An 18,898-nucleotide genomic window follows, 5' to 3' on the forward strand; every position below is an offset into this window, starting at 1 on the left:
AATTGGTCCGCATGCCGCGAGGGGTCGGCAACGCGACGGCGGTGGACGAAGCGGCACGCGCGACCTTCTCCGGCGTCGCGCAGCAGAACCCGTCCCCGCACGCCCTGTGCGCCCACGAGGTGCTGATCACCGCAATGGCCGGCGGAGCTCACTGCGTGCGGGCGACGAGGAAATCGGCGCTGCTGGACAGCGTGGTGAGCTGCGGCGTGTCCTCGTCGTCGATGCGGATGCCGGTGCGTTCGCCGAGGGTCTCGATGAAGCTGAGGAAGTCCAGCGAGTCCATTTCGAGAGCCTCGCGGAAGGTGTCGTCGGGCCCTACCGAGGTCAGGTCGGCGTCGGGGATGACGCAGGCGATCGACTCCCTGACCACATCCAGTGCGTCGGTTCGGTTCACAGCTGCTCCGGGTTCTGCAAGAGGCGGTTGACCGTTGTCAGATAGCGGGCCCCGACGACACCGTCCGTCGCCCGGTGGTCTGCCGACAGGGTGGCCGTGACGACGGGCCGCAGGCCCAGCAGGCCGTCGACAGCGCATGGCCGGTCGACAACCCGTCCGAAGCCGACCAGGGCCACTTGTGGCGGATAGATCACGCCGAAGACCGTTTCCACGCCCTGGTCCCCAAGATTGGTGACCGTGATCGTGGCGTCGGACACTTCGGAACCGCGCAGCCTGCCCGTGCGGGCACGTGCGACCAGGTCCTTCAGCGCTGTCATCAGCTGTGGGAGTTCGAGCGTGTCGGCGTTGTGCAGCGCGGGGGCGACGAGCCCTCCGCCGCGCAAGGACACGGCTACGCCGAGGTGTACGCCTTCGCCTGCTGTGAAGTGGTCATCGATCCAGAAGCCGTTGAGCTGCGGTACCTCGTGGACCGCGAGGGCGGCCGCCTTGAGCAGCGGGGCCGCGGGGAGCAGCCGCTCAGCGACCGGGCTGCGCCGGTTGTGCTCATGGAGCCAGTCCATCACAGCGGCCATGTCGACGGTTGTGGCCAGGTAGTAGTGCGGGATGTCCCGGTTGGCGCGCGTCATCAGGTCTGCGATCGCCTGACGCATGGCCGCTGCCTGGTCCCCCGAAGGACGCGAAGGACGTTCCCGGGCGGAGACGTGGCGCCGGGACGGGGCCGCGGTGACCGGACCGGCGGCTGCCCTGCGTACGTCCGCGGCCCGGACGGCGGAATCCTTGCCGGTGCCGGTCTGCGGCCAAGTCGACGTCCAGTTCGACGGCGAGCCGACGGGCGAGAGGGCTGGCCCGTACGCGCGATTGCCGAGCAGCGGTCGCGGCTGCCGCCGCCTGCTCGATGTCGGCTCGGGTGACCCGCCCTCCGGGCCCGGAGCCATGGACGGTTGCCAGGTCGACGCCGCTCGTCTCCGCAAGGTGTCGGATCAACGGGCCCGCCTCGATGTGCCCGCGGACCTGGGCCGCGGGCGGCACCGGCACTCGGGCCGGGGAGGGCTCGGCCGGCGTGAGGGGCTTCGTCTGCTTGGGCGCGGGCTGGACCGGTAGCCTCTCCTCGGCCCTCTCGGCTTCCTGGGGTTTCCCGGGTTTCTTGGGCTGCTTGGGCTGCTTGGGCTGCTTGGGTTTCGTCCTGCGCTCTTCCCTCGTCGGCTCGATCAGTGCGAGCGCTGTGCCCACGGGCACGGTCGTGCCCGGTTCGACGAGTAGCTGTCCCACCGTCCCGGTCTCGAAGCATTCCACTTCGATCGTGGACTTCGCGGTTTCGACCACGGCGACCGGATCCCCCTTGTGGACGAGGTCACCGGGCTGTACGAGCCATTCCTGGAGGGTGCCCTCGTCCATGTCGGCGCCGAGGGACGGCATGGTGAACTCGGCCATGGTTCAATCCACCGCCCGGTGTGCGGCCGCGACGACATCGGCGATCTGCGGCAGGGCGGTCTCCTCCAGCTGCCGGGCGTACGGAATGGGCACCTCTTCACTGCACACCCGTTCCACGGGCGCGTCCAGTTCGTACAACGACTCCTCGGCGATGCGTGCGGAGACCTCCGCGGCGAGGCTGCCGGTGCGCCACGCCTCATCGATGACCACCGCACGATGGGTACGGGCCACGGAAGCGGTGACGACTTCGGTGTCGAGGGGTCGGAGCGTGCGCAGGTCGATCACCTCGGCACTGATGCCCTCGGCGGCCAGCTCGTCGGCCGCAACGAGGGCTTTGGGCAGCGAACCGCCGTAGGCGATCAGGGAGATGTCGGTGCCGGGTCTGCGGATCGCGGCGTGGTCCAGATCCACGGGGGCAGCAGGCGGGGCGAGTTCACCGGAGGCGTTGTAGAGACTTCCGTGCTCGAAGATCACCACCGGGTCGGGGTCGGCCAGTGCCGGGGCAAGCATGTGGCGCGCGTCCTCGATGGTGGCGGGAGCGATGACGCGGATACCGGGGATGTGCGCGTACCAGCCCTCCAGGCTGTGCGAGTGCTGCGCGGCGAGCTGCCGTCCGGCACCCGTCGTCATGCGGATCACCAGCGGTACAGGCAGCTGGCCCCCCGACATATGCAGCAGGGTGGCGGCGTTGTTGAGGATCTGGTCGAGGGCGAGCAGGCTGAAGTTGACGGTCATGATCTCGACGATCGGCCGCATCCCTGCCAGCGCGGCGCCGATCCCGGCGCCCACGAAAGCGGACTCCGACAGCGGGGTGTCGCGGACGCGTTCCGGTCCGAACTCCTCCAGCAGGCCGAGGCTGACGCCGAAGCAGCCACCGTACCGGCCGACGTCCTCGCCCATGAGGAAAACACGGTCGTCGGAGCGGAGGGCTTCCCGCATCGCCTCGCGCATCGCCTCCCGGTAGGTCGTCTTCGACACCTCGGTCCCGCCGGCGCCCATGGTCAACTCACCACCCGCCTTCGAGCGCTGGTGACATGGCGGAGCAGGTTTTCCACCGGCTCCTCAGGCGCCTGTTCCGCTGATTCGACCGCACGGTCGATCTCGTCGGTGATCTGGTGCTCGATCCGGGCGAGCTCCCTGGCGCCCAGCTCACCGTTCTCGCGCATGCGGTCCGTCAGCCGGCTGACCGGGTCCCGGGCCTTCCACTGCTCGATCTCCGCCTTGTTGCGGTAGCGGTCCGGGTCGTACATGGAATGGGCGCGGAAGCGGTAGGTGCGCAGCTCCAGGAAGTGCGGTCCGGTACCGGCCCGGATGCCCTCGGTGGCCCGGCTGGCGGCCTGCTCGACGGCTTCGACGTCCATGCCGTCCACGGCCCAGGCAGGCATGCCGTAGGAGGCGGCGCGCATTGCCAGGTCGGTCTGCGCATGCTCCCGGGCGAGCGCGGTACCCATGGCGTAGAGGTTGTTCTCGCAGACGAGCAGCAGCGGCAGGTTCCACAGCGCGGCGAGGTTCGCCGTCTCGTGGAACTCGCCCTCGGCGAAGGCCCCGTCGCCGAAGAAGCAGCAGGTGACGCGGGGCTGTTCGCGCATCCGGTCGGCGAGTGCGAGCCCCGCGGCCAGCGGGAGCCCACCGGCGACGATGGCACTGCCGCCGTAGAAGCGGCGGCTCGCGTCGAACAGGTGCATGGACCCGCCCCGCCCTCCGCTGCAGCCGGTCGCCTTGCCGTACATCTCGGCCATGACGGCCTCGGCGGTGACACCCCGGGCCAGCGCGTGGCCATGTTCGCGATAGGTGGAGACGACCGCGTCCTCGGGTGTCAGCGCCTCGTTGATGCCGACGGCGACGGCCTCCTCACCGATGTAGAGGTGGACGAAGCCGCGGATCTTCGCGGCGCTGTACAACTCGACACAACGTTCCTCGAAGCGCCGGATGCGCAGCATCGCCTCCAGCAGATCCCCCCGGTGTTCGGCGGACGACTGGCCGGCAGGCGGCCTGGTCCGCCCCTTCTCTTTGCTTGTCGCGGTCTTCTTCGCTGACTTCGGGGCCGTGGAGGACTTCCGGGCGCTGGTGGAACGGGCCACGCTCATACCGATCCCTCCAATGTGGACACATCCCCTACGGGAAGGCCGAGTTCACGCGCACGCAGCAGCCGGCGCATGACCTTGCCGCTGCGGGTCCTGGGCAGGTTCGCATCGAACGCGATCTCCCTGGGCGCGACAGCGGGGCCCAGGCGTCGACGGGCGAAGGCCAGCAACTCCCGTTCCAGAGCCGGGGAAGGCTCGATGCCGGGGCGCAGCGACACGAAGGCCTTGACGACGTTCCCGGCGACAGGGTCGGGCCGGCCGATCACCCCGGCCTCCGCGACCGCCGCGTGCTCCATCAGCGCGCTCTCCACCTCGAACGGACCGATGAGGTGCCCCGCCGACTTGATGACGTCGTCGGCACGGCCGACGAACCAGTACCAGCCGTCGGCGTCCCGCCTGACCAGGTCGCCGGTCAGGTACCAGCCGTCGGCGAACGCGGCCTCGTAACGCTCCTTGTCGTGCAGATACGCGCGGAACATCGACGGCCAGCCCGGGCGCAGCGCCAACTCACCCTCGACATCAGGGTTCTCCACCTCCGTGACCCGGCCGTCGACGACCAGCGCCCGGCCGTCCTCACCCCGCTTCAGCACGGTCGCCTCGACACCGGGCAGCGGGCGTCCCATGGAACCGGGCCGGATGTCACAGGCCGCGAAGTTCGCGATCATGATGCAGCCGGTCTCCGTCTGCCACCAGTTGTCGTGCACCGGCAGGCCCAGCACGTCCTGGCCCCACGCGACGGCCTCGGGGTTGAGGGGCTCACCGACGGAGGCGATGAAGCGCAGGGCCGACAGGTCGTACGAGCGCGGCAGGTCGTACGGGCCCTGGCGCGGTGTGGCACGCATGAGCATCCGCAGGGCCGTGGGCGCGGTGTACCAGACGGTGACGCGCTGCTCGCCCAGGATCCGGTACCAGCGCCGGGCGTCGTAGTCGCCCTCGTCGACCACCACCGTCACGCCGTGGACGAGCGGGGCGATAATGCCGTACGACATGCCGGTGACCCAGCCGGGGTCGGCCGTGCACCAGTACACATCCTCGGGATGCAGGTCGAGCGCGTACGCGGCGGTGGCGTGGTGGGCGACTACGGCTTCGTGGACATGGACCGCGCCCTTGGGAGTGCCGGTGGTGCCACTGGTGAAGTGCAGCAGGGCCATGTCCTCGGGCGATGTTTCCGGGATGGTGAAGGTGTCCGGGGCGGCGGACATGACCTCCTCGAAGGAGACCGTGCCCGGCAGGTACTCGGCGCCGGGCCCGACGATCAGGACGTGGTCGAGTCCGGGCAGCGACGCCCGGCGGTCGGCCACCTTGCGCCGGTAGAGGGCCGCGGTGGTGATCAGGACCCGGGCGTCACCGAGACGCAGCCGCTGCTCCACCGGGTCCGGGCCGAAGGCGGAGAAGAGCGGGCACAGCACGCTGGTGTTCTTCAGAGTGCCCAGCACCGCCGTGTAGAGCTCGGGACAGCGGCCGAGCAGGGTGAACACCCGGTCGCCGTGACCGATGCCGAGCGACCGCAGGACGTTGCCGAAGCGGGACGTACGGCGGGCCAGCTCGGCATACATGACGGTCGAGACGGTGTTGTCGCGGGTGATGCACCGTAGCGCCGCCTTGTCCGGGTGATCTGAGCCCACATGCCGGTCGACCGCTTCGTGCGCGATGTTCAGCCCGCCCCCGGGCAGACCGTCCAGCGCGGTGCGCGCCCTCGACCAGGCGAAGTCGGCACGGGCCCGGTCGTAGGCGGTGAGATTCGGCGTGACGCCCGGTGCGGTGTCCTTCTGGATCGTCTCCCAGCGCATGGACGCTCCTCCCGGCACCTGCCTCTGCCTACAGAGTCGCTGAAGCCGATGTGGGACGCACCACGGACGACCCCGATCGGGACGCGTGTGACGGCCTCGGTGGGGGCGATCCGGCGCGGACGGCGTCCAGCCCGACGGGTTCGGGGCCGGGATTCGACTCTGTGGACAGCCGGCGCGCGCTTGCGGACATCGATGGAGCCGGGGGCCGCCCGCTTCTTGCGGACCCGAATTGCACGGTGCGCGATGTCACTCCGCTTCTCCGTGTCTACCGTTGCCCTCGGCTCACTTCCATACCATCACCTGCCGCCGGTATCCCGTAGGGCCGCACGACCCCGGCCGAGGGACCAACCGGCCCTGCCCGAGAAGCCGAGGGGACCGTCCCGGGGCGAGCAGGACCGCCGTATCCCAGGCCCCGGCGGAGCCGTCCGAGGTGGATTTCCCGCCGGGCCATGGCGAGGAAGGCGATGTCGTGGGGGTCCGTCGACGATGCGCCACTGCCCGATGCGGGTGCCGGACAGCGGCTCGTGGCCGGTGAGACCGCGGCGCACCGCCGCTCGACCTCGTCGATGCCGGCGGACCGGAGGCTGTCGTCAGCAAGGGCGCTGCCCTGGGCGAAGCCGGCTTCCCGACGCGAGGACGGCGTGTGCCGGGCTCCTGCTCCTCGCACCGGCCTCGCTCCGCCCCGCAGTGGTCCCAGCTCAGTCATGGGGGACGACGGCGACGGGGCAACGCGCGTGATGGATGACGGCATGTGCGACGGGGCCCAGGCGTGGTGCCAGGGCGGGACGGTGTCTGCGTCGGCCCACGACCACCAGCCCGGCACCCTCGGCCGCCCTTACGACGGCTTTGGCGGGGCTTTCGAGAGGGATGCTGTCGGCCACCTCCACCCGCGGGAACTTCTCGTGCCAAGGGCGGAGTGCCTGGCTGAGGTGTTTCTGCGCCTCCTGCGTGATCTCTTCGGTGACGTCGTGGTCCACGCCCCAGGGGACGTGTGCGTGAAGCGGCACACTCCGGCCATGGACGGCCCGGAGAGGCACGCCCCGCGCCGCGGCAGTGGCGAAGGCGAAGGCGAGCAGCTCGTCGCAGGGCCCGTGCAATTTCAGCGCCACCACCACCGGGCCGACCGCTCCTGTTGTGACCGGTTGCCCTTCTTTGCCTGTCCCGGCACGGACCAGGACCACCGGCCGCTCGGCGCGGGCCACGACGGCCATGCTGATGTCGCCCAGGAAGTAGCTCTCGACGGGCTCCAGGCCCCGCGAACCGAGCACGGTCACCTCGGACTCCGATGCTGCTTGCAGCAGAGCGTTCTGGGCGTCATCGGCGACCAGGTTCCCGACAATGGCGAGGCCCGGGTGGGACGCTTGGAGTTCCGTCTGCGCGTTGTGCACGAGCCGCTTCGCCCAGTAGTTCTGGTCGATCTCGGAGGGGACGTGCGTCGGCTCCGGCGCCAGCAGCGGCCACGCGTGCAGCAGGCGCAGCGTGAGCCGGCGCCGTTCGGCCTCCTCTGCGGCCCATCGAGCGGCGCCGAGACTCTCGGGTGAGCCGTCGAGGCCCACGGTGACGACCGGCTCCATGGCGACTGCCTCCGTCTCGTCAGTAGCTGGAAGGACAGTGGAACGAGTCCGCCCGTCCATACCGCGTCCGCTCACCGAACACGGCCCCTTCCTTCCATCGAGGAGTACCTCAAACCGTTCCCCGGCGCATGCGGACCGTGTGGGCCGGGGCTCGGGGGGGGTGGTGGAGTCCGGCACGAGAGGAGACATGGGCAGCGGCCATGCCCCTGTGGTCGGCATCGACGGATCCGAAGCGAGCCTCGAGGCGGTGGACCGGGCAGCGGACGAGGCAGCCCGGCACCAGGTGCCGCCACCTCGTGTACGCGCCGGTCGTCCCCGATCGCTTCGCACGGTCCGGCGATTCGGCGCTCTGCGGGGTTGGCTTCGGCTTACGCTCCGGGCGCGGGGTCGATTCGGGCGGCAGGAGCAGCGGCCTTCGTTGCCCGGGCCGCCTCACTCAACAGGGCCTCGGGAGACGCGTATGGAGTGGTTGGTCTCGCTGGTAGGGGTGGCCCTGGTCATGGCCGCCCTGCGAGATCTGTTCCATACGCTCTGGCATCCCACCCGCCACGGCGGCCTGAGCCGACTCGTCATGACGGCGCTGTGGAAACTGGCGCGGCATGTGCGGGCGCGCGGGCGTGTGGTCGGGCTGGTCGGGCCACTGGCCATGGTGACGGTGGTCGGCATGTGGGCGGTCGTCATCATCCTGGGCTGGGCCATCATCTACTGGCCCCACATGCCAGGAGCGTTCACCTTCGCCCCTGGTTCCAGGGCGGCGGAGCAGCCGGCGCTGCTGGACTCCGTGTACCTGTCGCTCGTCACGGTTGCCACCCTGGGGCTGGGGGACGTCGTCCCCGCCGACGGCTGGCTGCGCCTGGTCTCGCCGCTGGAGGCCCTGGTCGGCTTCGTCCTCCTGACGGCCACGGTCTCCTGGGTCCTTGAGGTCTACCCGGCCCTGACCCGCAGGAGGGCCCTCGCCCTCCGGCTGGCGCTCCTGCGCGACGCAGATCCGACGACTGGGCAGCTCGACTGCGTTATGGGGGCCTTGCTGCTGGACAGTCTGGCCACTGAGGTCGTGCGCGTCCGTATCGACTTCACCCAGTACGCGGAGGCCTACTACTTCCACGACGGGGACGACCACTCCTCTTTGGCGACCACGGTCGGCTATGCCGCCGACCTTGCCCAGCGTGGGCAGGCAGCCCGGCGGGCGGATGTGCTTCTGGCCGGCGACCTGCTCGCCGGCGCGCTGAAGGATCTGGCCTCCGTCCTTGACCAGCGTTTTCTCCACACTGGCGGCACACCGCAGGACGTCTTCGCCGCGTACGCCGCTGACCACGGCCGCAGCCCGACGTAGTCCTGATCCCTGTCTCCGGGCTGCCGGCTCAGCGCCACCTGGGGCGGACGGCCATACGGACGAGCGGCCTTGTACGGCGGGCCGTCATGGGGTCCCGCGGTCCGTCGTTCACCGGCTGTCGGCCTCCGCGGTGGCACCCTGAGAGCCAGGTCCCGCTCTTCCGGGACGGCAGCTCGACAGGCGACGGGAGCGGTGGGTGGCACACAGCGAAGAGACCGGGTGGGACACTCCTGCTCCTGGTCGGCGCGGCGCCGAGCAGCGACCGGATCACGGCGCTCCCGCTCCGCACGTTCCCGACGCGCACGCGTACGCGGTTCCGCTGCGGGTGTGAACGAGCGGCGAAGGGGCAGCCGGAGGGCCGACTCGGGGGTCGGCCGGTTCCGGCGCACGGCATCCGCGGCGACGGGGCTGTCGCCGGACGAGGCCGCGCGGCGACTGGAGTTCTACGGGCCCAACGAGATCCCGGCGGAGCCGCGTACTCCCGTGTGGCGGCGGGTGCTGCGGCAGCTGCGCGATCCGCTGATCCTGGTGCTGCTCGTGGCCGCCGTTCTGACGACCGCCACCGGCGATCTCTCCGATGCCACCGTGATTCTGCTCGTGATCACCGTGAACACGGCGGTCGGCGTCGTGCAGGAGGCCCGGGCAGAACAGGCGGTCATGGCCCTGTCCGCCATGAGTGCTCCCACCGCCCGGGTGGTACGGGGCGGCGGGGAACGTTCCCTCCCGGCCGCCGAGGTGGTGCCCGGCGACCTGGTCCTGGTGGCCGAGGGCGACATCGTTCCGGCGGACGGAGGGGTACTGGCCGCGGCGTCGCTGCTGGCGGATGAGTCCTCACTGACGGGCGAGTCCGTTCCGGTGGACAAGGCCCCCGACGGTGACACATCGCGCGGCACGGTCTCAGCGGGCACGGTCATCGTCCGTGGCCGGGGGCGCGTCATGGTCACGGCCACCGGTGCCGACAGCGCGCTCGGCCGGATCGCTTCCCTGGTGGGTGCCGCGCCCGGTCTGACGCCGCTACAGCATCGGCTGGCGCGGTTCGGCCGGATCCTGGCCGCTGTCACCGTGGCGCTGTGTGCTGTGGTCCTGGCGCTAGGGCTGGTACGCGGACAGCCCGTGGAGCTGATGATCGTGACGGCGATCAGCCTCGCCGTCGCCGCCGTTCCGGAGTCCCTTCCCGCTGTCGTGACACTGGCTCTCGCACTGGGAGCACGGCGGATGGCGGACCGGCGGGCCATCGTCCGCAGACTGCCGGCGGTGGAGACGCTGGGCTCGGTGACCGTGATCGCCACCGACAAGACCGGCACCCTGACCGAGGGCCGGATGGCCACCGAGCGGCTGTGGACACCATGCGGCGAGGCCACGGTCATGGGTACGGGCTACGAACCCGAGGGCCGGGTCATCCGCGATGGTGAGGCGGTCACCGCGGACGACGCGCCCGACCTGGTCGCGTTGCTGCGGGTCGCGATGGTGTGCAACGACGCGGCGCTGGAGCCGCCGTCGGACCGCTCCACGGGATGGCGCGCGCTGGGGGACCCCACGGAGGCGGCCCTGCTCGTGGCCGGGGCCCGCCTCGGGCTGGACCGGGCGGCGCTGGAGCGCGAGCTGCCGAGGGTGGAGGAGATTCCCTTCGACAGCGGCCGCAAGCGGATGACGACGGTGCACCGTCGGCCGGAGGGCGGGCTGCGGGTCGCGTGCAAAGGAGCGCCGGAGTCCATGCTCCGGCCGCCGATTCTGGCCGACGGCCCCGACGTGCTGGCCCGGGCCGCGGCCCAGGCGGAGGCGCTGGCACGCCGCGGGTACCGCGTGCTTGCCGTCGCCTCGGCCGACCACGAGGACACGGCGGAGCAGCCGCGGACATGGGAATCGGATCTGTCACTGCTCGGCCTCGTCGGCATCCTGGACCCGCCCAGGAGCGCGTCGCAGGAGACCATGGTCGCCTGCAAACGGGCCGGCATCGTGCCCGTCCTCGTCACCGGAGACCACCCGCTGACCGCACGGGCCGTGGCCGAGCGCCTCGGCATTGCCTCCCGCGACGAGGAGGTCACCACCGGTGTGCGGATCCGGGAAGGCACAGCGGGCGACCTGACAGGCGTTCGTGTCTATGCCCGGACCACTCCCGAGCAGAAGCTGGACATCGTTCAGGCCTGGCGTGGGGCGGGGCATGTGGTGGCGATGACGGGGGACGGTGTCAACGACGGCCCGGCTCTGCGCCGGGCCGACATCGGCGTCGCCATGGGGCGGCGCGGCACCGAGGTGGCACGCCAGGCGGCGGATCTCGTCCTCGCCGACGACAACCCGGCCACCATCGTGTCGGCTGTCGAGGAGGGGCGCCGCGTCTATGCGAACGTGCGCCGGTTCCTGCTCTACGCGCTGGCCGGGGGCACCGCGGAGATCCTGGTCATGCTGCTCGGCCCGTTCCTGGGGATGCCGCTGCCGCTGCTGCCCGCGCAGATCCTGTGGATCAACCTGCTCACCCACGGTCTGCCCGGTGTCGCTCTCGGCGCCGAGCCCGTCGCCCCGGACGCGATGCGCCACCCGCCCCGGCCTCCTGAAGAGAGCGTGCTGGGCGCCGGCCTGTGGCCGAGGATCCTCGTCATGGGGGCCTTCGTGGCCACGGTGACCCTCGTGGCCGGGGTCTGGGCCCGGGAGACCGGTCGCCCCTGGCAGTCCATGATGTTCCTGATCCTCGGTGCCACGCAGCTCGGCGTGGCGCTCGGATCCCGGGCTCGCCCGGGCAGCCTGTCCAATCCGTTTCTGCTGGTCGCGGTGGCCGTGGCACTGAGCCTCCAGGCGGCCGGTGTCTATCTGCCCGGCTTGCGGAACCTCCTGGGTACGGAGCCGCTTCCGCCCACCGACCTGGCCATCGCCTGCGCACTGTCCGGCCTTGGCCATGTCGTCATGCGCCTCCAGGCCCGGCTGAGGCCGGAACGCCCACCACGCGAGGGCTCACCGACGGCACAGGGAAGTTGAGACCTCCGACCGCTTCGCACGGCCACGCGCCACGACGGTGACCTGGCAGCCGGCTGGTCGTCACACCCGGCCAGCGGGCGGACTGTACCCAGTTCGAACCGGTCATGGACAAGATCAGCGTCCCCCGGCCCGGCGCCGGCCGACCACGGCGGCTGCCGGACAGCGTCGGCGCCGACAAGACACTCCATGCAGTTATGGGGTCAAGCAGATGTCGCGAGCGAGGAGGGCTCAGGACGGGTGAAGGCGATTGCTGGATCGGACTTCTGGCGGCCGGTCAGGCAGTGGGGGAGCTACCCGAGCATGCGGTTGAACAGATGGCGGAGGACGGCGTGGTAGTGGTCACCGGAGTCGCGTCACCGGTCGTAGTGGGCGTGAGCCCCGGGTGAGGTGGCGGCGCTGCATACAGACAGACGTCTCGCCCGGCAGTGCCAGGCAGAGGCATCAGCGGTGGCTCAGTACGTTGACCACCCGGCCGTTGGGGTCGCGGACGAAGAACCGCCGTACTCCCCACTCCTCGTCCTGCAGGGGGTGAACGATCTCCGCACCCCTCTCGCGCATGACCGCGTAGGCGGCATCCACGTCGTCCACCTCCACGCTCATGTCCGGGGTGACCGGCGCAGTCTTGTCACTGGTCATGAAGCTGACCTGTGCTGCCGGACTGGACGGGGAGGCGAGCGTCATGATCCACCCGTGATTCATGACCTCTTCAAACCCCAGCAGGCCGTAGAACTCGCGGTTCTCCGGCACAGCCTCGGACTGGATGATGGGCATGACACGGCGAACGGCCATCGACAAAAACTCCACATAAGAACAAACCTGCCTCTGAGACTCCCCAGGAGTACCATACCCATCTCCGCACACGCACTCAGGCGCGAACCCAGGTGGCGGCTTCGCCGCCCCCGTGGCCGCACGTTTCCTCACGGCCGATCAAGAGCGCGGCTGGGTGCCGGGCCTGAGCTCGATGCGCATGGTGTCGTCGTCCTCGATGACGTACGTGGGATCCGTGGCCTTCTTCCATCCCAGCCGTAGCAGGTAGTACCGGTGATCACGCTCGATCAGCAAGCGTAGGCCGCTGTAGCGGTACCGGTAGTGGGCATCGCGTCCCAGATCCTCCACGCGGGGCCCCGGCGGAGCGATACTCAGCGGCTCGGTGCTCAGTACGACCACGGCCACACGGCGTACCAATCGATCCGCGTCACGGTCCGCGTCCTGACGGCCGAGCTGCCCTGCTACCAGGGCTACCACCCAGACCAGGAAGAGGCCCGCGACCAGAAGGGACAGGGCGCGCTCCCACGCCGGTTGGCGTGGCCTGCCCGCGGGAGCGGCGGCGCTGGTCTGGCTGAGGAGCAGTCCGGCCGCCACGAGCAGGGGCGCCGACCAGGCGAAGGGCTGGATCCGGCGCCACAGCATCATCAGGACGACCCCCGTGGCGACGAACCCGAGATGGGCTCGCGCCACCGCGCGCCCGAGCGTGCGCATGCGGCGGATGTGGCGCTCGGGGAGTCGCATGGCGATCAGCAGTCGGGGAACGGCCGGTACTACGAGCGCCAGAGCCATGACTTCGAGGGCGGGCAGGGCGGCGAGCCGCAGGCTGCGCATCACCAGTTCGAAGGTGCTGAAGCCCATGGCGAGGCTGTCCAAGTGGAAGTAGTCGAAGTAGGCGTTGGTGTAGATGTAGCCCGCGTAGAGCATCAGAACGCCGACGAACGATGTCGCTCCGGCAGCCGAGTTGACGAGGTCCAGGCGGCCGCCACTCTCGGTCCGCGGGGCGGGAGGGGATTGCGGTGGCGCGTGCCTGTCACGGAGGCGCCGGAGGCGATGAGAGGCGGCCCCACGGCGGACCGCGCGGCGGCGCGATCCGGTGGGCGGCCTCGGCGAGGCGGGGGGATGTGCCGGGCCTTGGGCTGCGGATGCTCCCATCCCGTCAGCTTGCCCCGGGGGAGATGCTGCTTTCCGACGCAATCGGAGGTGTCGAACAGATGTCACCCGGGGCCGACGCCGGTCCGCAAGGGGATTCTGTTGGATGCGCCGGGGGGCTGCCGGTGATACCGGCGCCAGGCCCATCGGTTGGCCCGGTATCCGATGGTGGCAGATCCACAGAGGGAATGCCCGGGTCCCCATTTGCCGCACCACTGGCATCTTGACCGCCAACGGATCCGCTGCCGTTCTGACCGGCGGCTGTCGCTTCCGGGGCCGATATACTGCCCGGTTGATTTCCCCCCGGTTGATTTCCCCCAGGCGGCTCGCCCGAAGTACCACACCCTGCGGCTCCGTAGCCCAGGACCACCGTCATGACAACGGCTGCAGCAGTCCGGCCCCCGAGCACGGCGCCCAAGCACACCCGCATCCGTTCCCCCCTCACAACGGACAACTTTCCACGGCGTACAGGCACAGGATTCCACCGGATGCGGGCACGGTACATATTTGGGGCAGAATTACGGAAGCCGGCGTACGAGTGCCCTACAATGCGACGCTCGCCAGTGATGCATCAAGATCGATCACCGAACTGCGGACCGAGCCAGTTCCAGCGAGCGTCGCGTGCGTTGTCGGCCGGCACCGCCCGCTCGTGGAGTGTGCGCGCTGCTCACCGGTATCCCATGGAGATGTACGACATGGAACCCAGTCGTTCGGGGTGCGGCACAGGACGCTGACGGTGCCGCGCCGGCCATCAGCCTGATCGTCGCGACCGCTGCCGACCACGCGGCCGGTGCGTTCGCGGCCACCGGTTCCGGCTGACGCGGACCCGTAAAGTGGCCTCCCGCATCCTGCAGTTCAGGGGCGGCCACTCCGCCGACCTGACCGCCGAATACCGGGCCGGTGCCCCAGGGCCGGCCGCTTCACCGTGCCGTCGGGCCCGTTGCCCCCGTGGGGAATTCCTCGAGACCGATGATCCGCAGCAGCTGCAGCCGCTCGCGGGCCTCGGTGTCCGCCGGGGTGAGCACCAGCAGCTGCTGGCCCTGGTCGGGAGTGACCAGGGTCTCGCAGTCCATCAGCAGGCCCCCGACCCGCGGATGCAGCAGGGTCTTGCGGTCGGCGCGCCGGACCGCCTCCTCGTGCTCGGCCCAGATCCGGCGGAAGTGCTCGCGTCCTGCAACCGGTCGACGAGTCCGGCGACCATGGCGTCGCCGGTCCGGCGGCCGACGGCCGCACGCAAGTCGGCCACGAGCTGGCGGGCGCGGCGTTCCTGTTCCTCGGGCGGGGCGACGGCGCGGGCCGCGGGGTCGGTGAACCAGCGGTATGCGACGTAGCGGCGGTCGCCGGAGAAGCCGGTGAGGTCGAGCCCTGTCCGACCACGTTCTGCCGTCTCGATGAGCTCGGTCTGGAAGCCGTCGGGCAACGCCTTGGTCCGGATCCGGCGCTGAAGGAGTGCCGACAAAACCCAGCCGCGTTCACCGATGAGCGGCCAGCACCGCCGCGAGGCCCTCTTGCAGATCTTTGACGAAGTAATCGGGAACCTCCAGCGACGGGAAATGTCCACCGATTTCGGGCGACCCCCATCGGACGATCTGTCGGTACCGCTCCTGCGCCCAGGGGCGCGGACACTTCTCGACGTCGCGGGGATACATAGTGATTGCTGACGGGACGTCGACCCGGAGTTCGGGATCGAGCGAGTTGTGGCTTTCGTAGTAGATGCGGGCCGACGATGCGCCGGTCCGCGTCAGCCAATACAGGGTGACGTCGTCGAGAACGCGGTCCCTGGAAATCGTCTCGAACGGGCTGTCCTCGGTGTCCGACCACTCGGCGAACTTGTCAAGGATCCAGGCAAGAAGCCCGACCGGTGAGTCGACGAGCGAGTAGCCGATGGTCTGCGGTCGGGTCGCCTGCTGCTTCGCGTACGCCGCGCGGTGGCGCCAGAAATCGCGGGTTTCCTCGGTCCACTTGCGCTCGACCGCTGTCAGCCCGTCCGTTGTCAACCCGGGCGGCCCCTCCGCGAACGTGGTGTGGATGCCGAGAACGTGCGCCGGGAACCTGCCGCCGAGGACCGTGGTGATATTGCCTCCCCAGTCGCCGCCGTGGGCTGCGAACTTGCTGTAGCCGAGCCTTCCCATCAATTCCACCCATGCGGCCGCGATCTTTTCGGTTCCCCACCCGGTGGTGGACGGCTTGTCGCTGTAACCAAAGCCTGGTAGCGACGGGATCACGACGTGGAACGCCGGCGCGTCCGCATCTTTCGGATCTGTCAGCTCGTCCACTACATCGATGAACCGAGCAATGCTGTCCGGCCAGCCGTGCGTCAAGATCAGAGGAGTGGCATCCGCGCGCGCGGATCGGCGATGCAGGAAGTGGATTCCCAGATCATCAATGGTCGTGCGGAACTGGCCGATCCGGTTGAGGCGCTCTTCGAACGACCGCCACGTGTACCCGGTGCGCCAGTAGTTCACGACATCGACGAGGTCGGCGAGCGGAACGCCCTGCTCCCATCGGCGAGGGCCGGGCGCGGCGCGATAGACCGTCTCGGCCTCCGGTAGCCGCGCCGCGGCCAGTCGCGCGCGCAGTTCGTCGAGGTCAGCGTCAGTTGCGTGGGCTTCAAATGCTTGCACGTCGCTGGTTGGACGGGGCATGAGACCTCCTGGCCGTCGTGGAACCGGTTACGACCCATGGCGAACCGGCTAAGACGGTTCTAGCAGTTCTCCAAGCCCGCTGCAACCAGCTAAGGTGGTTCCATGCGTGCTGGCTTCCCTGACTTCCGCCTCGGCAACGTGCTGGCGACCAGCTTCACGGGGACTCTGTCGGAGCGTTATGGCGACGCCGTGGAGCGCATTCCCACACCGCACCGACTCGTCGACTGGCTGGCAGTGAACGGCCTCGCAGTGGACTCCTGCACCACTGCCCAGCTCGACTTCGCTCGGGAGCTGAGGGAGTCGATTCACGCCGCCGCGACAGCGGCCGCGATCCAGGACGCTCTCCCTGCGTCCGCTGTCCACGTCATCAATGACTGCAGCGCTCAGGGGCGGGCCGCGGCCATCCTGACGCCCGAGGGTAAGCGGCGATGGCGGCTCAGCTCCGCTTCCTGCGTGGAAGATGCCCTCGGCGTGATCGCCGCCGACGCGATCAGCATCATCGCGGGCGAACGAGACGGAAAATTGGCCTTGTGCGCATCACCAACCTGCCAAGCCGCCTTCTTCGACACCAGCCAAAGCCGCACCCGCAAATGGTGTGACATGAACACGTGCGGAAATCGTCAGAAGAAGGCGCGCTTCAATGCCAATCAGCGCAAAAAGCCCAGATCAGCGGAGTGATCGTTACCCTCGGTACATCCAAGTGGGCCCCACGCCCGCGACACCTCTGTCGCGTTGGGTGCACCCCATGGACAGAAGGCGAGAGGAGTTGGTGGTCCGGGCAATCACCCGGTCCGGACCACCAACGGTTCGGGACGTCCAAGGCATCGCCGTGAGTGTGCTCGCCACGACGCTGCCGCGCCTGCACAACCGGCAGCCGTGGTCCCGGCTCCGCCGCCGGCGACCCGGGTCGCCGGCGGCTGGGCGAGACGCTCGAAAACCAGTGGAGCAGCGCCGCTGTGCGCCATTACCGTGCTGCCGAACCAAGTCGTCAAGTCAGGGACGTTCCGTTGTACAGCCTGTGAGACCTCCCGAGCGCTGAATCGTCACGCGTCGCGTATGTGCGCCGCGCTCCTTTCTGCTGCGGACTCTCACTGAAACCGGTGTACTTCTGTGCTCAAAAACTGGGTGGCCGTGCCCACCTGCCTGCCGCTCGTTCTTCGTCGTTGTCTCCACACCCGGCTACCGCAGCGTGCGGTGGCCGGGCTCCTCGAACAGGTGCTGCTACCTGCGCCCGTCTTCGGGGACGGGATCCGCCCTTGGGACAGGCAGGAGCCGCCCCGGCACGGCCCCGGTGGTGTCCCTCTCAGGCTCAGGAACCCGTGCACTCCAGCCCCCGGGTCGACCAGTTGCCGGAGGCGGCAGTCTCGACCGCGCCGCCGTCGCGCGTGAATGCCGCGGGGGCCCGGACGGCCGTCCGGGCCCCCGCCAGCGGACGGTCAACGGCCGTGGGAACCAACGGAACAGCGGCACCTCATGCAGGAGGACCGGCCCGGCGGCATCGGGCCGCTCCTGCACCATCTGCCGGGAACCTACAGGCCGCTCGGCGAAGCGACGTTGATACGGGCTGTGCACCCCCATTTCGCCCGACGCAAGCAGTCCGGACACCTGCCACAGGCCGACCCGTGGAGGCCATCTCCGCCACAAGCTCGTCGTGTGAGGACTGGATGCCGCTTACCTTGCCCCGTCCGCGCAGTGGGCGTATCGAAGTCACGCCTCACGTAATCTCTTTTCCGTGCCAACCTCCCGCCTGTATCGCGTCGCCGTCCTTGTGCTCGAGGGCGCGAAGCCGCTCGATGTCGGAATTCCCGCACAGGTTTTCTCCACCCGCGTGAGCATGCCGTACGAGGTGCGGGTGTGCGGGGCGACACCCGGTCTCGTGACCGGCGGCGATGGCCTGTCGTACGACGTCGCCCACGGCCTCGACGCGCTTGCGTGGGCCGACATCGTCTTCGTCCCCGGCTACCGGTTCCCGGACCGCGATGACCCGCCGCAGGCCGTCGTCGACGCACTGATCGCCGCCCACGCTCGGGGCGCGCGGCTCGCCGCCATCTCGACGGGCGCCTTCGCACTCGCCGCCACGGGCCTGCTCGACGGCAGGCGCGCCACGACGCACTGGCACTACACGCGGGCACTCGTGGCCAGGCACCCGCTCATCCAGGTCGACGAGAACGTGCTGTTCGTCGATGAGGGCAGCGTGCTCACCTCGGCCGGCGCCGCCTCCGGCATCGACCTGTGCCTGCACATCCTGCGCGGCGACCTCGGGGTGGCCGCGTCCAACCACGCGGCCCGGCGTCTGGTCGCGGCCCCCTACCGCAGCGGCGGTCAGATGCAGTACGTGCCGCGCAGCGTGCCGGAACCGCTCGGCGAGCGGTTCGCCGCCACCCGCGAGTGGGCGCTGCACCGGCTCGGCGAGCCCCTCACCCTCGACATACTGGCGCGGCAGGCCGAGGTCTCGCCGCGCACGTTCTCCCGGCGCTTCGTCGAGGAGACCGGCTACACGCCGATGCAGTGGGTGATGCGCGCCCGCATCGACCTGGCCCGCGAACTGCTTGAGCGGTCGCAGCGCAGCGTGGAACAGATCGCCACCGACGTCGGGCTCGGCACCGGCGCGAACCTGCGTCTGCACTTCCAGCACATCCTCGGCACCACACCGAGCGAGTACCGGCGTACCTTCACCCGGGGCACGTAGCAGCGCGTGGCGGGATCCTTTTGAACCATGGCGATTCCGCCACTGTCAGCGGTGCGAGCCGCGGGCGAGCC

14 protein-coding genes and 3 pseudogenes are annotated in these 18,898 nt (G+C 69.8%); 6 read left to right on the forward strand and 11 right to left on the reverse strand.

From position 1 onward, the window contains the following. Nucleotides 1-148: 148 nt before the first annotated feature. The 7 genes from HUT19_RS01645 to HUT19_RS01670 all read right to left on the reverse strand — a co-directional run bounded on the left by HUT19_RS01645 (nt 149) and on the right by HUT19_RS01670 (nt 7,273). Nucleotides 149-394 carry an acyl carrier protein gene (locus HUT19_RS01645; protein WP_254885370.1) on the reverse strand — a complete coding sequence of 82 codons (246 nt, stop codon included), beginning with the start codon at nt 392-394 and terminating at the stop codon, nt 149-151. Next, on the reverse strand, nt 391-1,044 hold the full coding sequence (locus HUT19_RS42610) for a 2-oxo acid dehydrogenase subunit E2 (RefSeq protein WP_254885371.1): 654 nt from the start codon (nt 1,042-1,044) through the stop codon (nt 391-393). The genes HUT19_RS01645 and HUT19_RS42610 overlap by 4 nt, the downstream gene beginning before the upstream one ends. Beyond that, nucleotides 938-1,825: an E3 binding domain-containing protein gene (locus tag HUT19_RS42615; RefSeq protein WP_368661675.1), complete on the reverse strand. Its 888-nt coding sequence runs from the start codon at nt 1,823-1,825 to the stop codon at nt 938-940. Before HUT19_RS42615 ends, HUT19_RS42610 begins: the two co-directional genes overlap by 107 nt. Before the next feature lie 3 nt (nt 1,826-1,828). Then, a complete protein-coding gene (locus HUT19_RS01655; protein ID WP_176178718.1) occupies nt 1,829-2,824 on the reverse strand; it encodes an alpha-ketoacid dehydrogenase subunit beta in 996 nt (331 codons plus the stop codon). A 2-nt stretch (nt 2,825-2,826) separates the two neighbouring features. Beyond that, nucleotides 2,827-3,912, reverse strand: coding sequence for a pyruvate dehydrogenase (acetyl-transferring) E1 component subunit alpha (pdhA, locus tag HUT19_RS01660; RefSeq protein ID WP_176178719.1), 1,086 nt, complete (start codon nt 3,910-3,912; stop codon nt 2,827-2,829). Then, entirely contained in the window at nt 3,909-5,699 is a 1,791-nt protein-coding gene (acsA, locus tag HUT19_RS01665) for an acetate--CoA ligase (RefSeq protein WP_176178720.1), read from the reverse strand. Before acsA ends, pdhA begins: the two co-directional genes overlap by 4 nt. A 698-nt stretch (nt 5,700-6,397) precedes the next feature. Then, complete coding sequence (locus tag HUT19_RS01670; RefSeq protein WP_176178721.1) at nt 6,398-7,273, reverse strand: universal stress protein; 876 nt, start codon at nt 7,271-7,273, stop codon at nt 6,398-6,400. 187 nt (nt 7,274-7,460) lie between these two features. On the opposite strand from HUT19_RS01670, the pseudogene HUT19_RS42620 reads away from it, so the two are divergent. The 4 genes and pseudogenes from HUT19_RS42620 to HUT19_RS42625 form a co-directional block, all read left to right on the forward strand. Next, nucleotides 7,461-7,562: pseudogene (locus HUT19_RS42620) on the forward strand (universal stress protein); the annotation flags it as partial. Between the two features lie 171 nt (nt 7,563-7,733). Further along, on the forward strand, nt 7,734-8,606 hold the full coding sequence (locus tag HUT19_RS01675; protein WP_176178722.1) for a potassium channel family protein: 873 nt from the start codon (nt 7,734-7,736) through the stop codon (nt 8,604-8,606). A 327-nt stretch (nt 8,607-8,933) separates the two neighbouring features. Beyond that, nucleotides 8,934-11,576, forward strand: a complete 2,643-nt coding sequence (locus HUT19_RS01680) for a cation-translocating P-type ATPase (protein ID WP_217712229.1) — start codon at nt 8,934-8,936, stop codon at nt 11,574-11,576. Nucleotides 11,577-11,629: 53 nt separating this feature from the next. Then, nucleotides 11,630-11,755: pseudogene (locus HUT19_RS42625) on the forward strand (IS5/IS1182 family transposase); the annotation flags it as partial. A 262-nt stretch (nt 11,756-12,017) separates the two neighbouring features. On the opposite strand, the gene HUT19_RS01685 reads toward HUT19_RS42625, so the two are convergent. The 4 genes and pseudogenes from HUT19_RS01685 to HUT19_RS01700 all read right to left on the reverse strand — a co-directional run bounded on the left by HUT19_RS01685 (nt 12,018) and on the right by HUT19_RS01700 (nt 16,138). Beyond that, a complete protein-coding gene (locus HUT19_RS01685) occupies nt 12,018-12,365 on the reverse strand; it encodes a VOC family protein (RefSeq protein WP_176178723.1) in 348 nt (115 codons plus the stop codon). 138 nt (nt 12,366-12,503) lie between these two features. Continuing rightward, nucleotides 12,504-13,268, reverse strand: coding sequence for a hypothetical protein (locus tag HUT19_RS01690; RefSeq protein WP_254885372.1), 765 nt, complete (start codon nt 13,266-13,268; stop codon nt 12,504-12,506). 1,145 nt (nt 13,269-14,413) lie between these two features. After that, a pseudogene (locus tag HUT19_RS44155) lies at nt 14,414-14,853 on the reverse strand (transcriptional regulator); the annotation flags it as partial. A gap of 112 nt (nt 14,854-14,965) precedes the next feature. Beyond that, nucleotides 14,966-16,138, reverse strand: coding sequence for an epoxide hydrolase family protein (locus tag HUT19_RS01700; RefSeq protein ID WP_176178724.1), 1,173 nt, complete (start codon nt 16,136-16,138; stop codon nt 14,966-14,968). A gap of 102 nt (nt 16,139-16,240) precedes the next feature. Here HUT19_RS01700 and HUT19_RS01705 point away from each other — a divergent pair, with 102 nt between their 5' ends. Both HUT19_RS01705 and HUT19_RS01710 read left to right on the forward strand, forming a co-directional pair. After that, on the forward strand, nt 16,241-16,816 hold the full coding sequence (locus HUT19_RS01705) for an ABATE domain-containing protein (RefSeq protein ID WP_176178725.1): 576 nt from the start codon (nt 16,241-16,243) through the stop codon (nt 16,814-16,816). A 1,054-nt stretch (nt 16,817-17,870) separates the two neighbouring features. Next, nucleotides 17,871-18,827 (forward strand): GlxA family transcriptional regulator, encoded by a 957-nt coding sequence (locus tag HUT19_RS01710; protein ID WP_176178726.1) that lies wholly within the window; start codon nt 17,871-17,873, stop codon nt 18,825-18,827. Nucleotides 18,828-18,898: the final 71 nt, after the last annotated feature.

The sequence above is a fragment of the Streptomyces sp. NA02950 genome, from assembly GCF_013364155.1.
GTDB lineage: Bacteria > Actinomycetota > Actinomycetes > Streptomycetales > Streptomycetaceae > Streptomyces.

Bases quoted from the DNA above. Each gene is read 5' to 3' on its own strand.
- HUT19_RS42610 (WP_254885371.1), bottom strand. From the start codon at position 1,044: ATGCGTCAGGCGATCGCAGACCTGATGACGCGCGCCAACCGGGACATC.
- HUT19_RS42615 (WP_368661675.1), bottom strand. From the start codon at position 1,825: ATGGCCGAGTTCACCATGCCGTCCCTCGGCGCCGACATGGACGAGGGC.
- HUT19_RS01655 (WP_176178718.1), bottom strand. From the start codon at position 2,824: ATGGGCGCCGGCGGGACCGAGGTGTCGAAGACGACCTACCGGGAGGCG.
- pdhA (WP_176178719.1), bottom strand. From the start codon at position 3,912: ATGAGCGTGGCCCGTTCCACCAGCGCCCGGAAGTCCTCCACGGCCCCG.
- acsA (WP_176178720.1), bottom strand. From the start codon at position 5,699: ATGCGCTGGGAGACGATCCAGAAGGACACCGCACCGGGCGTCACGCCG.
- HUT19_RS01670 (WP_176178721.1), bottom strand. From the start codon at position 7,273: ATGGAGCCGGTCGTCACCGTGGGCCTCGACGGCTCACCCGAGAGTCTC.
- HUT19_RS01675 (WP_176178722.1), top strand. From the start codon at position 7,734: ATGGAGTGGTTGGTCTCGCTGGTAGGGGTGGCCCTGGTCATGGCCGCC.
- HUT19_RS01685 (WP_176178723.1), bottom strand. From the start codon at position 12,365: ATGGCCGTTCGCCGTGTCATGCCCATCATCCAGTCCGAGGCTGTGCCG.
- HUT19_RS01690 (WP_254885372.1), bottom strand. From the start codon at position 13,268: ATGCTCTACGCGGGCTACATCTACACCAACGCCTACTTCGACTACTTC.
- HUT19_RS01700 (WP_176178724.1), bottom strand. From the start codon at position 16,138: ATGCCCCGTCCAACCAGCGACGTGCAAGCATTTGAAGCCCACGCAACT.
- HUT19_RS01705 (WP_176178725.1), top strand. From the start codon at position 16,241: ATGCGTGCTGGCTTCCCTGACTTCCGCCTCGGCAACGTGCTGGCGACC.